The organism is Streptomyces sp. NPDC001339 (genome assembly GCF_042895955.1).
Classification (GTDB): Bacteria; Actinomycetota; Actinomycetes; order Streptomycetales; family Streptomycetaceae; genus Streptomyces.
In genome coordinates, this window is record NZ_JBIAWT010000011.1 from 199,952 (window position 1) to 216,159 (window position 16,208).

The 16,208-nt window shown below is 70.0% G+C and carries 12 protein-coding genes; 4 read left to right on the plus strand and 8 right to left on the minus strand.

Annotated features, from left to right (window positions below; all coding sequences use genetic code 11):
* Positions 1-307 precede the first annotated feature (307 nt).
* Positions 308-640 carry an Lsr2 family protein gene (locus tag ACFY12_RS29100; protein ID WP_390718880.1) on the plus strand — a complete coding sequence of 111 codons (333 nt, stop codon included), beginning with the start codon at positions 308-310 and terminating at the stop codon, positions 638-640.
* Between the two features lie 154 nt (positions 641-794).
* On the opposite strand, the gene ACFY12_RS29105 is transcribed toward ACFY12_RS29100, so the two are convergent.
* The gene (locus tag ACFY12_RS29105) at positions 795-983 is read right to left on the minus strand and encodes a hypothetical protein (protein WP_390718881.1); all 189 of its coding nucleotides are present in this window, start codon (positions 981-983) and stop codon (positions 795-797) included.
* Between the two features lie 136 nt (positions 984-1,119).
* Positions 1,120-1,920, minus strand: a complete 801-nt coding sequence (locus ACFY12_RS29110) for a phosphatase (RefSeq protein ID WP_390718882.1) — start codon at positions 1,918-1,920, stop codon at positions 1,120-1,122.
* A 239-nt stretch (positions 1,921-2,159) separates the two neighbouring features.
* Here ACFY12_RS29110 and speB point away from each other — a divergent pair, with 239 nt between their 5' ends.
* The gene (speB, locus tag ACFY12_RS29115) at positions 2,160-3,143 is read left to right on the plus strand and encodes an agmatinase (RefSeq protein ID WP_390718883.1); all 984 of its coding nucleotides are present in this window, start codon (positions 2,160-2,162) and stop codon (positions 3,141-3,143) included.
* A 151-nt stretch (positions 3,144-3,294) separates the two neighbouring features.
* On the opposite strand, the gene ACFY12_RS29120 is transcribed toward speB, so the two are convergent.
* From ACFY12_RS29120 to ACFY12_RS29135, 4 genes are read right to left on the minus strand one after another with little or no spacing between them, the layout of a single operon-like run.
* Complete coding sequence (locus tag ACFY12_RS29120; RefSeq protein ID WP_390718946.1) at positions 3,295-3,984, minus strand: TetR/AcrR family transcriptional regulator; 690 nt, start codon at positions 3,982-3,984, stop codon at positions 3,295-3,297.
* Positions 3,985-3,989: 5 nt separating this feature from the next.
* Positions 3,990-6,233, minus strand: coding sequence for a YhgE/Pip family protein (locus ACFY12_RS29125; RefSeq protein ID WP_390718884.1), 2,244 nt, complete (start codon positions 6,231-6,233; stop codon positions 3,990-3,992).
* A complete protein-coding gene (locus ACFY12_RS29130) occupies positions 6,205-6,987 on the minus strand; it encodes an ATP-binding cassette domain-containing protein (protein ID WP_390718885.1) in 783 nt (260 codons plus the stop codon). The genes ACFY12_RS29125 and ACFY12_RS29130 overlap by 29 nt, the downstream gene beginning before the upstream one ends.
* A gap of 25 nt (positions 6,988-7,012) precedes the next feature.
* Positions 7,013-7,156: a hypothetical protein gene (locus tag ACFY12_RS29135; protein WP_390718886.1), complete on the minus strand. Its 144-nt coding sequence runs from the start codon at positions 7,154-7,156 to the stop codon at positions 7,013-7,015.
* 186 nt (positions 7,157-7,342) lie between these two features.
* Between ACFY12_RS29135 and ACFY12_RS29140 the strand changes: the two genes are divergently transcribed.
* Together ACFY12_RS29140 and ACFY12_RS29145 are read left to right on the plus strand one after the other, a co-directional pair.
* On the plus strand, positions 7,343-11,434 hold the full coding sequence (locus tag ACFY12_RS29140) for an ABC transporter ATP-binding protein (RefSeq protein ID WP_390718947.1): 4,092 nt from the start codon (positions 7,343-7,345) through the stop codon (positions 11,432-11,434).
* A 247-nt stretch (positions 11,435-11,681) separates the two neighbouring features.
* Positions 11,682-13,106 (plus strand): S28 family serine protease, encoded by a 1,425-nt coding sequence (locus ACFY12_RS29145; RefSeq protein WP_390718887.1) that lies wholly within the window; start codon positions 11,682-11,684, stop codon positions 13,104-13,106.
* A gap of 133 nt (positions 13,107-13,239) precedes the next feature.
* Here the strand turns inward: ACFY12_RS29145 and ACFY12_RS29150 are convergent, their stop codons facing one another.
* Both ACFY12_RS29150 and ACFY12_RS29155 read right to left on the minus strand, forming a co-directional pair.
* A complete protein-coding gene (locus tag ACFY12_RS29150; protein WP_390718888.1) occupies positions 13,240-15,093 on the minus strand; it encodes a glycoside hydrolase family 3 protein in 1,854 nt (617 codons plus the stop codon).
* A 118-nt stretch (positions 15,094-15,211) separates the two neighbouring features.
* Entirely contained in the window at positions 15,212-16,081 is an 870-nt protein-coding gene (locus ACFY12_RS29155) for a sugar phosphate isomerase/epimerase family protein (RefSeq protein WP_390718889.1), read from the minus strand.
* Positions 16,082-16,208 lie beyond the last annotated feature (127 nt).

Below are 16,208 nucleotides of genomic sequence, written 5' to 3' on the forward strand. Positions count from 1 at the left end.
GGAACGACAACACCGGTGGCACTGAGGGCCATTGGTGAAGACGCATCACGCTGCCACGTCACTGAACCTGAATACGCCGATGCGAGAGTGGTATTCCGCTGGGAAACCGGTGTTCGCGACTCTGACATGACACAGGAACCGCCCGGCGCATTCACGACAGCCTGGTTTCGGGCCTGTCGGCCCGTACATCACACTGATGGTGGCCGTCCGTGCTTCCGGGGGCGTGGGTGGCGGGGTGGTGTGGCCATCTGTGTGCTGCCCACACGTACCGGGGGCTCACTCTCCTTTCTGGGCCTATGATTCGGCCATGGCACAGAAGATTGTCACCATCTACACGGATGACCTCACGGGTGAAGAGTCCTCGGAGGCTGCAACACACACCTTCACGCTTGACGGTGTGAGCTACGAGATCGATCTGGGTCCGGACAGCTACGAACAGATGCTCCAGGCATTCGGCCCGTTCATGAAGGCCGCCCGCAAGACGGGGAGGGCCCGCAAGGCCGCCGCCCGAAAGGGGGCTGCCGTCAACGGTGAGGACACCGCCCGCATCAGGGCGTGGGCGAAGGAGAGCGGCTACGAGGTCAGTGACCGTGGCCGGGTGCCCGCCGAAATCCGTGAGGCGTTCCAGAAGGCTCACTGAGTCACTGGTAAATCACCGATACACCGAGAAAGGGAAGCCCCTCATGTGTCATGAGGGGCTTCGTCCATGTGTCGTGTCGTGAGGGGCTTCGGGCTTCGTCGCTACCGGAGCGGAGGCAGGCTCGGCGCGTCGGGACCGGCCTTCCCCTCCCGGCTCACACCTCGTAATTCGCGTCGAAGGTGTCGCGCCGGTCCTGCTCTTCCTGCTGCTGGCGCAACTTCTCCTGCCACGCCTTGTCGGCGTCGGAAGCGCGACCGGTGCGCTGCGCCGTCTTCTTCCGCTCCTCGCGCCGCTTGGCGTCGGCCTGTTCGCCGGCCTCTTGTGCCTTGGAATGCTTAGCCATGCCGCTCATCCTCAAGGGTGAGATCGTGGATCGCTTTTCGCTCAGCGTCGCACTTCCGCGGGGAGCTCGCATATCGGCCGGCAGCCGGCCGTACGGATGGATCGGCATGGGCTCGTTGACAGTGCCCGGGAATCGCTCAGGCCGACAGGCCCGCCGCGTTCAGGAGGTAGGCGGTCAGCGGGTCGTAGTAGCGGGGGCTGAGGACGTGGTCGTCGAGGGGGATGGTGACCTGGAGGGTGCCCTCCGCCTCGGCCAGGAACAGGGCCGGGTCGTTGCAGTCCGCGAAGCCCACCGCCTCGATGCCGCGCCGGCCGGCGCAGCCCGCCCAGCCGTGGTCCGCCATCACCAGATCCGGCTGCGGCCGGCCCTCGCGCTCCAGCCCGTCCAGGATCGCGGCCATCGGCTCGGGGGAGTGGGTGTGCCACAGCGTCGCCCCGCGCTCCAGCACCGCCACGTCCGCGAACTGGACGACCAAGCCGTCGTTCGTGTGCAGCCCGTCCGGAATGACGACGACCTCGCAGCCCGCCGTACGCAGCGCCGCCGCCGTCGCCCGGTGCACGTCGAGCAGCCCGCCCGGGTGGCCGGTCGCGAACAGCACCCGCTGCCTGTCGGCCGCCGCCTTGCGCAGTACCGCCGCCGCACGGTCCAGCGCGTCCACCGTCAGCTCCGGGTCGATGGTGTCCTGCCCCTGCCGGTGGTGCGGATCGTCGCTCACCCCGCAGCGCTCCGCCATCACGGCCAGCACGTCCTGCTCGTCCGCCCACCGGTCGCCGAATTCCAGGCCGAACCAGTAGTGGCGGTCACCGTTGGCGAGCCTGCGGTAGTGGTCGAGGTTGTTCTCGCGGGGGGTGGCCACGTCGCCGGCGATCCGGGTACGGACGAGATGATCGATCAGCGCGGCGCGGGAAGGGGTGGCGGTTGCGGAGGATATCGGCATAGCAGCCATTGTGCCCGGCTCTGTGTTTCCTCGGCCGTACGTTTCGGGGTGGGGGAGTTCCGAGGCGTGGACGCTGAGCGCACGCTGACGTACGCCCATGTACACCCATGTATGCCCGCTGTATGCCTGCGGATGCCGATGCAGCCGATGCATGGATGGACAAAACGTCGAGGGCCGCGCTGATCTCTGTCGTAAATGTCGATGTTTCTTTCCTCGCGCTCCTCCTTACCCTCGGGCTCATGACCACCGCAGCAAGCGCCTCCGCCGCCGGCGGGCCCGTCGGCCCCATCGACTCCTCCCGCATCCCGCGTTACGCCGGGCCGGCCACCTTCGCCCGCCTGCCCCGCCTCGACGAGGTCGGGGGCCGGGCCGACGTGGCCGTCGTCGGTGTCCCCTTCGACACCGGCGTCTCCTACCGCCCGGGCGCCCGCTTCGGCGGCAACGCCATCCGCGAGGCGTCGCGGCTGCTGCGGCCGTACAACCCGGCGCAGGACGCCTCCCCGTTCGCGCTCGCCCAGGTCGCGGACGCGGGCGACGTCGCCGCGAACCCCTTCAACATCAACGAGGCGGTGGAGACGATCGAGGCCGCGGCCGACGATCTGCTCGCCACCGGCGCCCGCATGATGACCCTCGGCGGTGACCACACCATCGCGCTGCCGCTGCTGCGGTCGGTGGCGAAGAAGCACGGGCCCGTCGCGCTGCTCCACTTCGACGCCCACCTGGACACCTGGGACACGTACTTCGGCGCGGAGTACACCCACGGCACCCCGTTCCGGCGCGCGGTGGAGGAGGGCATCCTCGACACCTCGGCGCTCTCCCACGTCGGTACCCGCGGCCCGCTCTACGGCAAGAAGGACCTCGACGACGACGAGAAGATGGGCTTCGGCATCGTCACCTCCGCCGATGTCATGCGGCGTGGCGTGGACGAGGTCGCCGACCAGCTGCGGCAGCGGATCGGCGACCGGCCGCTGTACATCTCCATCGACATCGACGTGCTCGACCCGGCCCACGCGCCCGGCACCGGCACCCCCGAGGCCGGCGGCCTGACCTCCCGCGAGCTGCTGGAGATCCTGCGCGGGCTGGCGTCCTGCAACCTGGTCTCGGCGGACGTCGTCGAGGTCGCCCCGGCGTACGACCACGCGGAGATCACCTGTGTGGCCGCCTCGCACACGGCGTACGAGCTGACGACGATCATGTCGCGGCAGATCGCCGCCGCACGGTAGCGCCGAGAGGCACAGCGCCGCGTCGAGGGGCTGACTTACCCGCCGAAGAGGCTGACTTACCCGCCGAAGGGGCTGACTTACACGCCGAAGGGGCTGACTGATCGGGATCAGTCAGCCCCTTCGGCGTACCGCACCTGGGTCCAGGCGGTCGTCAGTGTCCAGGTGACGGGGCGGCTACCGCCCGCCCGGCACCGATGGCGCCGCCACCCACTCGCCCCTGCAGCAGCAGGGAGAGCGACGCGTGGACGTCGTCGAGCGAGCGGTGCGGCTGGTAGGACTGCCAGTCCAGCGCCGCGACCAGCACCATGCCGAAGAGCGCGGAGGCGGTGAGGGAGATGTCGATCTCGTCGCTGAGTTCACCGCTGTCCACTCCCTGGCCCAGTACGGACTCGACGACCGCGACGGCACGTCCCCGTACGGTCGTCAGCGTGGACTGCCAGGCCCGGTTCGTACGCCAGAGCTCGGCCACGTACAGCTGGATCAGCGCCGGATAGGTGGAGATGAACTCCAGCCCGTTGTGGACCATCGCGTCCAGGGTGTCGACCGCGCTGCCGCCGCGCGCCGCCACCTCGTCGGCCGTGTTCTGGAGTGAGGCGGCCAGCAACTCGATGCCGTGCCGGAGCAGCTCCTCGAACAGGACCTCCTTGCTGGCGAAGTTGTAGTAGACGGTGCCCTTGGCGACGCCGGCGCGCTCGGCGATCTCGTCCACGGTGGTGGCGGAGAAGCCCTGTTCGGCGATGAGCGGGACAGCGGCGGCGAAGAGCTTGTTGCGGGTGGCCGCGCGGCGCCCGCCGGCCGCGGCCCCCTTGGTGGGGGCCGCGGCGGCGGCACTGCGGATCACGGCGCTCACAGAGAGAGCTCCGGATGCAGGTCCTTCATCCGTACGACCTGCCGGCTGCGCGCCGCGAGGGCGGTGAGCGCCAGCGCGCCGAGGGTGTAGGCCGCGAGGACCGCGCTGCCCTGCCAGACGATGGCGAGGTCGCCGCCGGTGATCAGACGGCGCAGGCCGTCGACGACGTAACTCATCGGCAGGAAGGGGTGGATGGCGGAGAAGAACCCGGGGCTGGTCTGCACCGGGTACGTACCGCCCGCCGAGGTCAGCTGGAGCATCAGCACGACCAGGGTGAGCACCCGGCCGGCCGGGCCGAGCTTCGCGCCGAAGAACTGGATGATGGCGGTGAAGCAGGCCGTGGCCAGCAGCAGGAAGCCGATGGTTCCGGCGGCGCGCTCCATCTCCAGGCCGAGGGCGAAGTGCAGTACGGCCATCAGCGCGAGGACCTGGACGACGCCGATGGTGAACGCCGGCAGCCAGGAGCCGAGCGCGACACGCCAGCCGGGCGCGCCGGCGGCCAGCGCCCGCTTACCGAGCGGCTGGAGCAGCATGTACGCGACCATCGCGCCGACCCAGAGGGAGAGCGGGATGAAGTACGGCGCCAGGCCGGTGCCGTAGTTGGGCGCCTTGTGCAGGGACTGGGAGGCGAGCTTGACCGGGTCGGACATGACGTCGGTGCGGTGCTCGCGGGCGTCCTTGTCGTAGTCGGGGATCTTGTCCACGCCGCCGCTGAGGCTGGTGGCGAGGGTGTTGGTGCCGTCCTTGAGCTTGTAGAGGCCGCCGCTGATCTTCTCGGCGCCGTCTGCGGCGGTGCCGAGCTTGTTGTGCAGCTCGCCTGCGCCGTCGGTCAGGCGGCGGTTGCCATCGGCTACCTTGCCTGCGCCGTCGGCCAGTTCACCGGACTTGTCGGCGAGCTGGCTCGTGCCATTGGCGAGCTGGCCGAGGCCGACCGCGAACCGGCCCGCGCCGTCGGACACCTGCTTGGCCCCGGCGTTCAGCTTGTTGATGGCACGGATCGCGGTGTCCGCCTGCTGTGCGGCGCCCGGCGCCTGCGCGGCGAGCATGGTGGCACCCTCGTGGAGCTCGCGCAGCTTGGCTTGCAGGTCCTTCACGTCCGAGGGGGCGTTCTTGCTGAGCTGTTCCACCCTGTCGGCGGCGTCGGCCGTGGTGTCGGCCGCCTCCTTCAAGAGGGGGCAGAGCTGATTGTCGGAGGAGGCGCTGCACTTCTCGCGGTACCCCGCGGCGAGCCGGTCGGCCTTCCCACGCAGGTCCTTCGCGGCACCGTCGACTTCGCCGGGCAGCTTGTCGAGCCAGTCGGCCAGACGCTGGGTGCCGTCGGCGGCGAGCTTTGCGACCTCCCCGATTTCCTTGCCATGCTTCTTGATGAAGGCGAGTTCATTGCCGGAGGCGAACTCGTTGACCTTGTCGGCGAGTTGCTGGGTGCCGGCCGCCACTCGGCCCGCGCCGTCACTCAGCTCCTTGGCCTTCGCGCTAGCCTCGGAGGTACGGGAGTTGATCTCGCCAGCTCCCTTGCTCAGCTTGCCGGCGCCGTCATTGACCTTCCCCGCACCGTCGCTCAGCTGACCGGCCTTGTCGTGCAGCGTGCCCGAGCCGTCATTGAGCTTGTCGAGGCCGTCCGCCAGCTGGCCTGTCTTGTCCTTGGCCGTGCCGAGGCCCTCGTCGACCTTCCCGGCTCCGTCCGCCGCCTTCTTCGTCTGGTCGTGCAGATCCGAGAACGACACGAAGATCTTGTCGAGGAACTGCCGGGAGGAGCCAGCCGATGCCTTGGCGCGGAGCTCCGAGAAGATGGTCTTGGAGATCGAGCCGACGATGTAGCTGTTGGCGTCGTTCGTGCGGACCTGGAGTGCGCCGGTCTCCGGGGAGTCGCCGGAGCTGGAGGCGATGCGCCGGCTGAAGTCCGACGGGACCGTCAGCGACAGGTAGTACGTGCCGTCCTCGATGCCCTTCGCGGCGTCGGCGGCGGTGACTTCCTTCCAGTCGAATTTGCCGCTGTCGTGCACCTTCTTGGCGATCTCATCGCCCACTGCGATCTTCTTGCCGTCCGCGGTCGCGCCCTCGTCCTCGTTGACGAGCGCGACCGGGATCTTGTCGAGACGGGAGTACGGATCCCAGAAGGAGAAGAGGTAGAGAGCCCCGTACAGCAGGGGGATGAGCATCAGGGCGACCAGCCCGAGCCGGGGCAGCTTGCCCCTGCTGAAGCGCCTGAGCTCAAGCGCGGCCAGTCTCGGCGAACGCATGCGCCGGTTCCTCCTCGGTCTTGGTCTCAGTGTCGGTGGTGTCGGTGGTGTGGGCGGTGTGGGCGGTGTGAGGCGTGGTGCGGACGATCAGCGCGTCCGCGGGGGCCTCGCTACCGACCGCCACGACGGTGGTGCCCTCGTGCGCGAGGTCGCGCAACAGCTGCCAGGCCTGGGCGCGTTCGTCCGCGGACAGCTTGAGGTCGACATCGTCGACGGCGAGCAGGCGCGGGCCGTGCATCACCGCGAGCGCGATCGACAGCCGCAGCGCCTCCAGCCGCTCCAGGTCGCGGACGGTGGTGTTCAGGCCCTTCGCGAGGGTGGCGGGATCGAGCCGGGCGGCCGCGAGGGCGGCGTCCATCCGGGCCCGGGTGGCTTCCCTGTGGCGCTTGCCCCAAGGGAGCGAGCCCTTGGCGCGCCGGCCCAGCAGGGCCTGTTCCTTGAGGTGTTCGCCGACCGTGAGGGCCGGTTCGAGGTCGGAGATACCCGGTACGTGGGCGATGGCGGTGCGGCCGCGCACGGTACCCATCCGCTTGGGCAGCGGGAAGCCGGCGACCGTCGCCTGGCCCTCTTTGATCCGCATCCGGCCGGTGAGGGCGAGCAGCAGACAGGTGCGTCCGGAGCCCGAGGGGCCCTGGATGGCGATCAGGGACCCCGGGTCGGCGGCGATGTCGACGCCTCTGAAGGCCCATCCGCGTGGACCCATCACCCCGATGCCCCTGGCGTTGACCGCCGCCCCCTGGCGGGTGGTGTTCACACAACCTCCCTTTTGATCTGACTGGTCAGTCTAAAAGTGTGCCGTACGGGTGCCCCTCTTGACCAATCGGGTGGCCGATTGGCGCGATGGCGCGGTTCTGGCTGAAAGTCGCCGTCGAGTTCATGCATTTCATCCGGTTCATCCAGTTCGCCCGGTCGCCGGTCGTCACGGGGCGAGTGCCGTACGCGCTGGTGGCCCGGCCGGTTTGTTGCGGCGGGATGAAATCCGGCGGCCGCGGTGTTGGTGCCTGGCGAAGACGTTCGACAGACGTCGATGCGTGGTGCGTGGGAGGCATGGGGTGGCGGAGACGGCAGGCACGGCAGACGGGGCACGGCGGGGCTGGGCCCGGCGGCTGATGCGCGACTGCTGGCAGTACAAGAAGGACGTACTGCTGGCACTCGGCTCCTCGCTCGCGGGGATGGCCGTCATGGCGCTGGTCCCGCTCGTACCGAAGCTGATCATCGACGACGTCATCGTCAAGCAGGAGCGGTCCCTGGCCCCATGGGCCGCACTGCTGGTCGCCGCCGCGGTGGTCGTCTACGTCCTCACCTACCTCCGCCGCTTCTACGGCGGCCGGCTCGCCCTGGACCTTCAGCACGATCTCCGGACCCGGATGTTCGGCTCGATCGCCCGGCTCGACGGCCGGCGGCAGGACGGGCTGAGCACCGGACAGGTCGTCGGCCGCGCCACCAGCGATCTCCAGCTGATACAGAGCCTGCTGTTCATGCTCCCGATGATGATCGGGAACCTGCTGCTCTTCCTGATCTCGCTGATCGTGATGGCGGTGCTGTCGCCGCTGCTCACGCTCATCGCGCTGGCCGTCGCCCCTGCCCTGTGGATCATCGCCAACCGCAGCCGTACGCGGCTCTTCCCCGCCACCTGGTACGCCCAGGGGCAGGCCGCCGCGGTGGCTGGGGTCGTGGACGGCGCGGTCTCCGGTGTCCGGGTCGTCAAGGGCTTCGGGCAGGAGGAACAGGAGACCGGCAAGCTGCGGGAGGCCGGCCGCCGGCTGTTCGCCGGGCGCCTGCGGACGGTCCGGCTCAACGCCCGCTACACCCCCGCGCTGCAGGCCGTCCCGTCACTCGGCCAGGTGGCGATGCTCGCCCTGGGCGGCTGGCTGGCCACCCAGGGGCAGATCACCCTCGGCACCTTCGTCGCGTTCTCGACGTACCTGGCGCAGCTGGTCGGACCGGTCCGGATGCTGGCGATGGTGCTCACGGTCGGGCAGCAGGCGCGCGCCGGTGTGGAGCGGGTCTACGAGCTGATCGACACCGAGCCGTCGCTCCAGGAACGGGCGGACGCACGGGATCTGCCCGTGGACGCCCCGGCCACCGTCGCATTCGACCGGGTCACGTTCGGCTACGCGGCGCCGCATGCCCCGGACGATGCGGACGTCCCCGCTTCCGACTCCTCCGACTCCTCCGGCGCCATCCGCTCCCCACGCCCCGTCCTCGACGATTTCTCGCTCCGCATCGAAGCCGGTGAGACGGTCGCCGTGGTCGGTACATCCGGCAGCGGCAAGTCCACGGTCTCCCTGCTGCTGCCCCGCTTCTACGACGTCACCGCCGGTCGCGTCCTCGTCGGCGGGCACGACGTACGCGACCTCACCCTGGAGTCGCTGCGCGCCGCCATCGGGCTGGTCCCCGAGAGCAGCTTCCTGTTCTCCGACTCGATACGCGACAACATCGCCTACGGCCATCCGGACGCCACCGACGAGCAGGTACGCGCCGCGGCCCGGGCCGCCCAGGCCGAAGGCTTCATCTCCGAGCTCCCCGAGGGCTACGACACCAAGGTCGGGGAGCAGGGCCTGACCCTGTCCGGCGGCCAGCGGCAGCGCATAGCCCTGGCCCGCGCCATCCTCACCGATCCCCGCCTCCTGGTTCTGGACGATGCCACCTCGGCGGTCGACGTCCAGGTCGAGCACGAGATCCACGAGGCCCTGCGCGGGGTGATGGCCGGCCGTACGACCCTGCTCATCGCACATCGCGCCTCCACCCTGGCGCTCGCCGACCGGGTCGCCGTCCTCGACGGCGGCCGGCTGGTCGACATCGGTACCCAGGACGAGCTGGCGGAGCGCTGTCCGCTCTACCGCAGGCTCCTCACCGACCCGGAGGAGCTGGGCGGCGTCGAACGGGACCCGGCGGGCAACCTGGCCCGCGCCTTCGATGCCGACGGGCCCGATGGACACGCCGGTACGGACGGACACGTCGGTACGGATGGATACGCCGGTACGGACGGATACGCCGGTACGGATGGCACCGGCATCGGCGGCACCGGGATCGGCACCGGCACCGGTGGCGCCGGTGGAGACGACACTGACCGTGCCATCACCCCCGAGCTGTGGGTCCGCCGGGAGCAGGACGCCGAGGCCGGTGCGGCCGGGGTGCCGCCCAGGGCGGCCGCCGCTGCCGGGCCGGGCATCGGCGCCGCGATGGCCGGGGCGTCGTCGACTCCCGAGCTGCTCGCCCAGGTCGCCGCCCTGCCGCCGGCCACGGACAACCCGGATGTCGACGAGGAGCGGGCGGTGCGCCCCGAGCGCTCGTACGGCCTGCGCCGCCTGCTGCGCGGCTTCGGCCGGCCGATGGCCTTCGCCCTGGCCCTGGTCGCGGTGGACGCCATCGCCGGGCTGCTGCTGCCGGTACTGATCCGGCACGGCATCGACGAGGGCGTCCGCCGTGGTGTGCTGGCCGGTGTCTGGACGGCCGCCGCGCTCGCCCTGCTCGTGGTCCTCGCCCAGTGGGCCGCGCAGTTCGGCGGCAACCGCCTGACCGGCCGTACCGGTGAGCGGGTCCTGTACTCCCTCCGCCTCAAGATCTTCGCGCAGTTGCAGCGCCTCGGCCTCGACTACTACGAGCGCGAGCTGACCGGCAAGATCATGACCAGGATGACGACCGACGTCGACGCCTTGTCGACATTCCTGCAGACCGGTCTGGTCACCGCCCTGGTTTCGGTGCTGACGTTCTTCGGCATACTCGTCGCGCTGCTGGTGATCGACGTTCAGCTGGCCCTGGTCGTCTTCGCCACCCTCCCGCCGCTGATCATCGGCACGTACTTCTTCCGCAAGCAGAGCGTCAAGGCGTACGAACTGGCCCGCGAGCGGATCAGTGTGGTCAACGGCGACCTCCAGGAGAGCGTCGCCGGGCTCCGTATCGTCCAGGCGTTCCGGCGCGAACGGCGCGGCGCGGCGCGGTTCGCCGCGCGCAGTGACGCCTACCGCCGGGCCCGAATACACGGCCAGTTCCTGATATCCGTCTACTTCCCGTTCGTCCAGCTGCTGTCCTCCGTCGCGGCGGCACTGGTGCTGATCGTCGGCGCCGACAGGGTCGGCGACCGCACCCTCACCGCCGGCGCGCTGGTCGCCTACCTCCTCTACATCGACCTCTTCTTCGCCCCTGTCCAGCAGCTCTCCCAGGTCTTCGACGGCTACCAGCAGGCATCCGTCTCGCTCGGCCGCATTCAGGAGCTGCTGCGCGAGCCGACGTCCACCCCGGCCGCCGAGCGGTCCCGTGAGGTGACCGGGCTGCGCGGCGAGATCACCTTCGACGACGTCCACTTCCGCTACGGCTCGCAGGACCAGGAACAGAACCAGAACCAGAACCAGAATCAGGGCCAGAATCAGAATCAGGGCCAGGGCAACGGCGCCGAACCGGCGCTCGCCGGTATCGACCTCACCATCCCGGCCGGCCAGACCGTGGCCTTCGTCGGCGAGACCGGCGCCGGTAAGTCCACCCTGGTCAAGCTGGTGGCGCGGTTCTACGACCCGTCCTCGGGCGCGGTCCGGATCGACGGCACCGACCTGCGCGAACTCGACCTCACCGGCTACCGCCGCCGGCTCGGGGTGGTACCGCAGGAGTCCTACTTCTTCGCCGGTACGGTCCGCGACGCCATCGCCTATGGCCGCCCGGACGCCACGGACGCCGAGGTGGAGGCCGCGGCCCGGGCCGTCGGCGCGCACGCCATGATCGCCACCCTCGACGGCGGCTACCTCCACGAAGTCGCCGAGCGCGGCCGCAACCTCTCCGCGGGCCAGCGCCAGCTCCTGGCACTGGCTCGCGCCGAACTCGTCGACCCGGACGTGCTGTTGCTCGACGAGGCCACCGCGGCCCTCGACCTCGCCACCGAAGCCGTCGTCAACCAGGCCACGGAGAGGCTCGTCGGCCGCCGTACGGCCCGTCCGTCGACCGGTCACCATCCCCACCACCCCCACCACCCTCACCACCCCTCTTCGCGCGCTCGTGCGCGCACCACCTTGACCGTCGCCCACCGGTTGACGACCGCCGCCCGCGCCGACCGCGTGGTGGTTCTGGACCACGGCCGGATCATCGAGGACGGCAGCCACGCGCAGCTCCTCGCCCGCAACGGCCGCTACGCGGAGCTCTGGCGCACGTTCACCGGCGAGGGCAAGGACGATGAGCTTGTGGCGCAAGGCGTCAGAAACGAGGCGTGAGCAACGAGGCGTGAGCAACGCGGCGTGAGGAACAAGGCGTGAGGAACGCGGTGTAAGGAACGCGGAGGACTGCGGACCCGGAGGGCCCTGCGGCGGCGGGCCCCGGGATGCCCGTGCACAGCCCCAGATGCCCCCTGCACGGCCCCAGATGGCCCCGCGCGGACCCGGAATGGCCCCCGAGGGCTGGTGGCCACCGCCTCGCGCCGATAAGTTCAGCCCGACCTTTGCTATCCCAAGGGGAGGGTGCATGCGCAAGGCCACCAGATGGCTGCTGTCACTCGCCGTGCTCATAGGCACGGCCGGAGCCGGCAGCGTACCGACGGGAGCGGCCGCCGCTTCCGCCGAGCCGAAACACGAGGACATCAAGGACCGGATCCTGGCGATACCGGGTATGCGCCTCATCGAAGAGAAACCGGTCGACGGCTACCGCTACTTCGTTCTGAACTACACCCAGCCGATCGACCACCGGCACCCTCGTAAGGGGACCTTCGAGCAGCGGCTGACCCTGCTGCACAAGTCCGTCGACCGCCCGACGGTGTTCTACACCTCCGGCTACAACGTCAGCACCACGCCGTCCCGTACCGAACCCACCAAGGTCATCGACGGCAACCAAATATCTCTGGAATACCGCTACTTCACCCCGTCCCGCCCCCAGCCCGCGAACTGGAAGAAGCTGGACATCCGGCAGGCCGCCAACGACCAGCACCGCATATTCCAGGCGTTGCACCCCATTTACGACAAGAACTGGATCGCCACCGGTGGCAGCAAGGGCGGTATGACCGCCACGTACTACCGCCGCTTCTTCCCGCACGACATGAACGGCACCGTCGCCTACGTCGCGCCCAACGACGTGGACAACGACGAGGACTCCGCCTACGACCGGTTCTTCCGCACCGTCGGGACCGAACGGTGCCGCACCGACCTCGCCGCCATCGAACGCGAGGCGCTGGTGCGCCGGAAGGAGATGGTCAAGCGCTTCCAGGCCTGGGCCGACGAGCAGAAGCAGACCTTCCACACCGCCGGCAACGCCGACCGGGCCTACGAAGTCATGGTCACGGACCTGGCGTTCGGCTTCTGGCAGTACCAGCCGGCCGAGACCGCCTGTGGAGAGATCCCCGAGCCGACCGTCTCCACCGACAAGCTGTGGGAGTGGATGGACAAGGTCGGCGGCTTCGACAGCTACACCGACCAGGGCATGGAACCGTACATGCCGTACTACTACCAGGCGGGCACCCAGCTCGGTGAGCCCGGCTACAAGTACCCGAACCTGGACGGACTGCTGAAGTATCCCGGCATCAACAGCTCCCGCACCTTTGTCCCGAAGGACATTCCGATGCGCTTCGACAAGCGCGCGATGCCCGACGTCGACCGCTGGGTGCGGCACCATGCCAACCGGATGATGTTTGTCAACGGCGAGTACGACCCTTGGAATTCGGAGCATTTCACCCTCGGCCGGGGTGCCCGGGACTCCTACGTCTTCACCGTCCCCGGCGGCAACCACGGCTCGAACATCGCCAAGCTGAAGGAAGCCGACCGCACCAAGGCGACCGCCGCGCTCCTCGAGTGGGCCGGCGTCCCCGCCCCCAAGGGCACGAAGGCCACTCCACTGGCCCCGTACAACAAGAAGCTCGACAAGCAGGAGATGCAGCGGATCCCGATGCTGAGGCCGTGATCAGCTGACCGAGGCCGAGCGTGCCCCCCCGGCGGAGAGGGGCACGCTCGGCGCTCAGCAGTGCCAGGCGATCAGCAGTGCAAGGCGCTCAGCAAGGCGGCTCAAAGACGCTCAGCAGGGCAGCTCAAGGGGCTCAGTAGGACAACCCGTGGCCGATCCCGTACAGGGCCTCGGCCGGGGCGTCGGCCCGCATTATCGCGACCGGCAGCCGGCCCGCCGGATCCCGCCGGCCGGCGATCACCCGGGCCGCCGCCCGCAGCTCCACATCCGTCCAGGAGTAGCTCGCCAGGGCCGCCTTGACGCCGTCCAGCTGAGCGATGTCGTACGGGTTGCGGACCGCCAGCTGCACCACCGGCTTACCGGTGCCCAGCAGCGCGCCGACCAGCCTCCGCTGCGGGGAGTCCGCGGTCACGTTGTATGTGGCCACCACCGCCGCGTCCCGCTCGCCGAGCGCCGCCACCGCCTCGTCGATCCGCCGCTGGGACGGTGACGGGCCTGTCGGCAGCGCCGTGGCGGTGAATCCGAGCTCGCCGAGCGCCGTCGCCAGCACCGCGGTCGGCGGCCCTCCGGTGCCCGACGGCGCGGCCTCGTCCACCCCCACCACCAGCACTCTGCGCTCCCGCCGGCGGGACAGCGGCAGCACTCCGGCGTCGTTGCGCAGCAGCGTGGTCGTCCGGTCCGCGATCCGGTCCGCGGTGGCCAGATGCCTGCGTGTCCCGACGACCCGGTCCACCTCCTCGTGCGTGGTGTACGGGTCGGCGAACAGCCCCCGCCGCTCCTTCAGCAGCAGGATCCGCATCAGCTTCGCGTCGAGGGCACGCTCCGTCAGCTCCCCCTCCTGGAGGGCCTTCAGCACGGAGCGGTGCGCCAGCGCCAGATCCGGAGGGTTCAGCAGCTGGTCCACGCCTGCTTTGAGCGCGAGAACCGGTACCCGGGCGTCGCCGTATTTCACCCGGACGCCCTGCATGCCCAGCGAATCCGTCACCACCACACCCCGGTAGCCGAGCCGCTTGCGCAGGATGCCGGTGAGGATCGGCCGGGAGAGCGTCGCGGGGTCCCCGCTGGGGTCGAACGCGGGCACGACGATATGCGCCGTCATGATCGAATCGACCCCCGCGGCGATCGCCGCCCGGAAGGACGGCGCGTCCAGCCGCTCCCACTCCTCCGCGCTGTGGTGGATGTACGGCAGCCCCACATGGCTGTCGGTATCGGTGTCACCGTGCCCGGGGAAGTGCTTGGCGCAGGCGGCCACCCCGCCCTCCTGATAGCCCTTCACCTGACCGGCGACCATACGGGCCACGGCCCGCGGATCGGCGCCGAAGGACCGTACGCCGATGACCGGATTGGCGGGGTTGACGTTCACATCGGCGTCCGGCGCGTAGTCCTGCCGGATCCCCATCGCGAACAGCTCCCGCCCGGCGATCCGGCCGGCCGTCCGCGCGTCGTCGCGGGAGCCGCCCGCACCGAGCGCCATCGCCCCCGGGAGCAGCGTCGCGGGCGCGCCGACCCGGTTCACCGCACCGTGTTCCTGGTCCGTGGTGATCAGCACGGGGACGGGGACGCGCCGGCCGGCGGCGGCCTTCTGGATGCCGTTGGAGAGATCGGCGACCTGGTGCGGATCGCGGATGTTGTGCGCCCAGCCGAAGTAGACGATGCCGCCGACGTGGTACCTGGCGACCAGTTCCGCCGCATGGGCGACCCCGATCTCCTTCTGGTTGGCCGCCACATCCGCCGGGTCGGGGTCCGTGGCGGAGTGCCCGTAGACCCGCATCACGAACAGCTGGCCGACCTTCTCCTCCGGGGTCATACGGGCGATCAGCCGGCGCAGCCGGGCCCGGCGGGCGGCATCGGGGACGGGCTTCCGGGGTCGCCGTCCGCCTGCGGGCACCGCGGCGTGCGCGGACCCGGACCCGGATCCGGATGCCGCGACAGCGGCCGCGGCGGCCGAGGCGGCGGCGGTGGTCAGAACCGTACGTCTGGAGTGCATCAGCGCTCCTTCCGGAGGGCTTCCTGACGGCATGTAAGGACGGAAGCGAAGGTGGAAGCGAAGGCGGAAGTGAAGGAAACTTCCAAGAAGACACGGATAGCCGGAAAACTATTGTCAGTCAATCACTCGATTCGCTCGCGCCGCGGGGGACGGTGTCCAGCAGGTGCCGGAGGTGGACGCGGGCGGGGGCCAGGAGGGCAGGGAGGTCCGGGGCTCCCGGATACCAGCGCTTTTCGTACTCCCAGCAGAGCCAGCCGACCGGACGTGTCCCGTAGGCGAGCGCGGACAGGACGGCCGGGAGCGGGAGGACACCCGCGCCCAGGGGGAGCGGAGCGGTGTCCTCCGCCGAGGCCACGTCCTTGACCTGCACATAACCCAGGTGCGCGCCGAGTGCGGCACAGGTCTCGGCAGGCTCCTCCCCGCCCAGCCAGCTGTGCAGCACATCCCAGAGCGCCCCGACCTGGCGATGGCCCACGGCGTCCAGGATCCGGGCGGCGGCGAGGCCCGTACGGTGCGAGTCATGGGTCTCCAACAGGACCCGTACCCTCCGCTCGGCTGCCAGCGGCGCCACCGCGGCCAGCCGGCGGACGGCATCCGCCTCCGCCTCGGCCGCCGGGCGGTCTCCGCCGCCGGGGAACACCCGGACATACGGCGCCCCCAGATCGGCGGCGAGCAGCACCAGTTCGCTCAGCTCGTGCGCCAGCTCCTCCTCGCCCGCCGCGTCCTGGGCCGCGGCGACCCGGGCGTATCCGGCGACGGCCAGGACCTCCACCCCCGCGTCCGCGAACTGCTCGCGCACCGCGGCCCGTTCCCGCGTACCGAGCAGCGGATGCACCGGCTCCTCCGGATGGGCGCGCAGTTCCACGCCCTGGTATCCGGCTCCGACGGCCAGCCGCAGCACCTCGGCCACCGGCATCCCCGGAACTCCGAGGGTGGAGAACCCCAAGCGCACCGCGGGGGCGCATGTGGCAGCTTCGTGACGCGGCATCAGATGGGTAGCCTCCAGCTGAAGTGGTGGGCCCCTTCCCTACCAGATCCCCTTCCCTACCAGATCCCTACCAGGTCCCTTTCCCTACCAGATCCCTTCCCGATCCCCACCAGATCGATCGATACCA

Coding starts and splice junctions, on each gene's coding strand:
- speB (WP_390718883.1), top strand. CDS start 2,160: ATGACCACCGCAGCAAGCGCCTCCGCCGCCGGCGGGCCCGTCGGCCCC.
- ACFY12_RS29105 (WP_390718881.1), bottom strand. CDS start 983: ATGGCTAAGCATTCCAAGGCACAAGAGGCCGGCGAACAGGCCGACGCC.
- ACFY12_RS29110 (WP_390718882.1), bottom strand. CDS start 1,920: ATGCCGATATCCTCCGCAACCGCCACCCCTTCCCGCGCCGCGCTGATC.
- ACFY12_RS29100 (WP_390718880.1), top strand. CDS start 308: ATGGCACAGAAGATTGTCACCATCTACACGGATGACCTCACGGGTGAA.
- ACFY12_RS29155 (WP_390718889.1), bottom strand. CDS start 16,081: ATGCCGCGTCACGAAGCTGCCACATGCGCCCCCGCGGTGCGCTTGGGG.
- ACFY12_RS29125 (WP_390718884.1), bottom strand. CDS start 6,233: ATGCGTTCGCCGAGACTGGCCGCGCTTGAGCTCAGGCGCTTCAGCAGG.
- ACFY12_RS29145 (WP_390718887.1), top strand. CDS start 11,682: ATGCGCAAGGCCACCAGATGGCTGCTGTCACTCGCCGTGCTCATAGGC.
- ACFY12_RS29140 (WP_390718947.1), top strand. CDS start 7,343: ATGCGCGACTGCTGGCAGTACAAGAAGGACGTACTGCTGGCACTCGGC.
- ACFY12_RS29150 (WP_390718888.1), bottom strand. CDS start 15,093: ATGCACTCCAGACGTACGGTTCTGACCACCGCCGCCGCCTCGGCCGCC.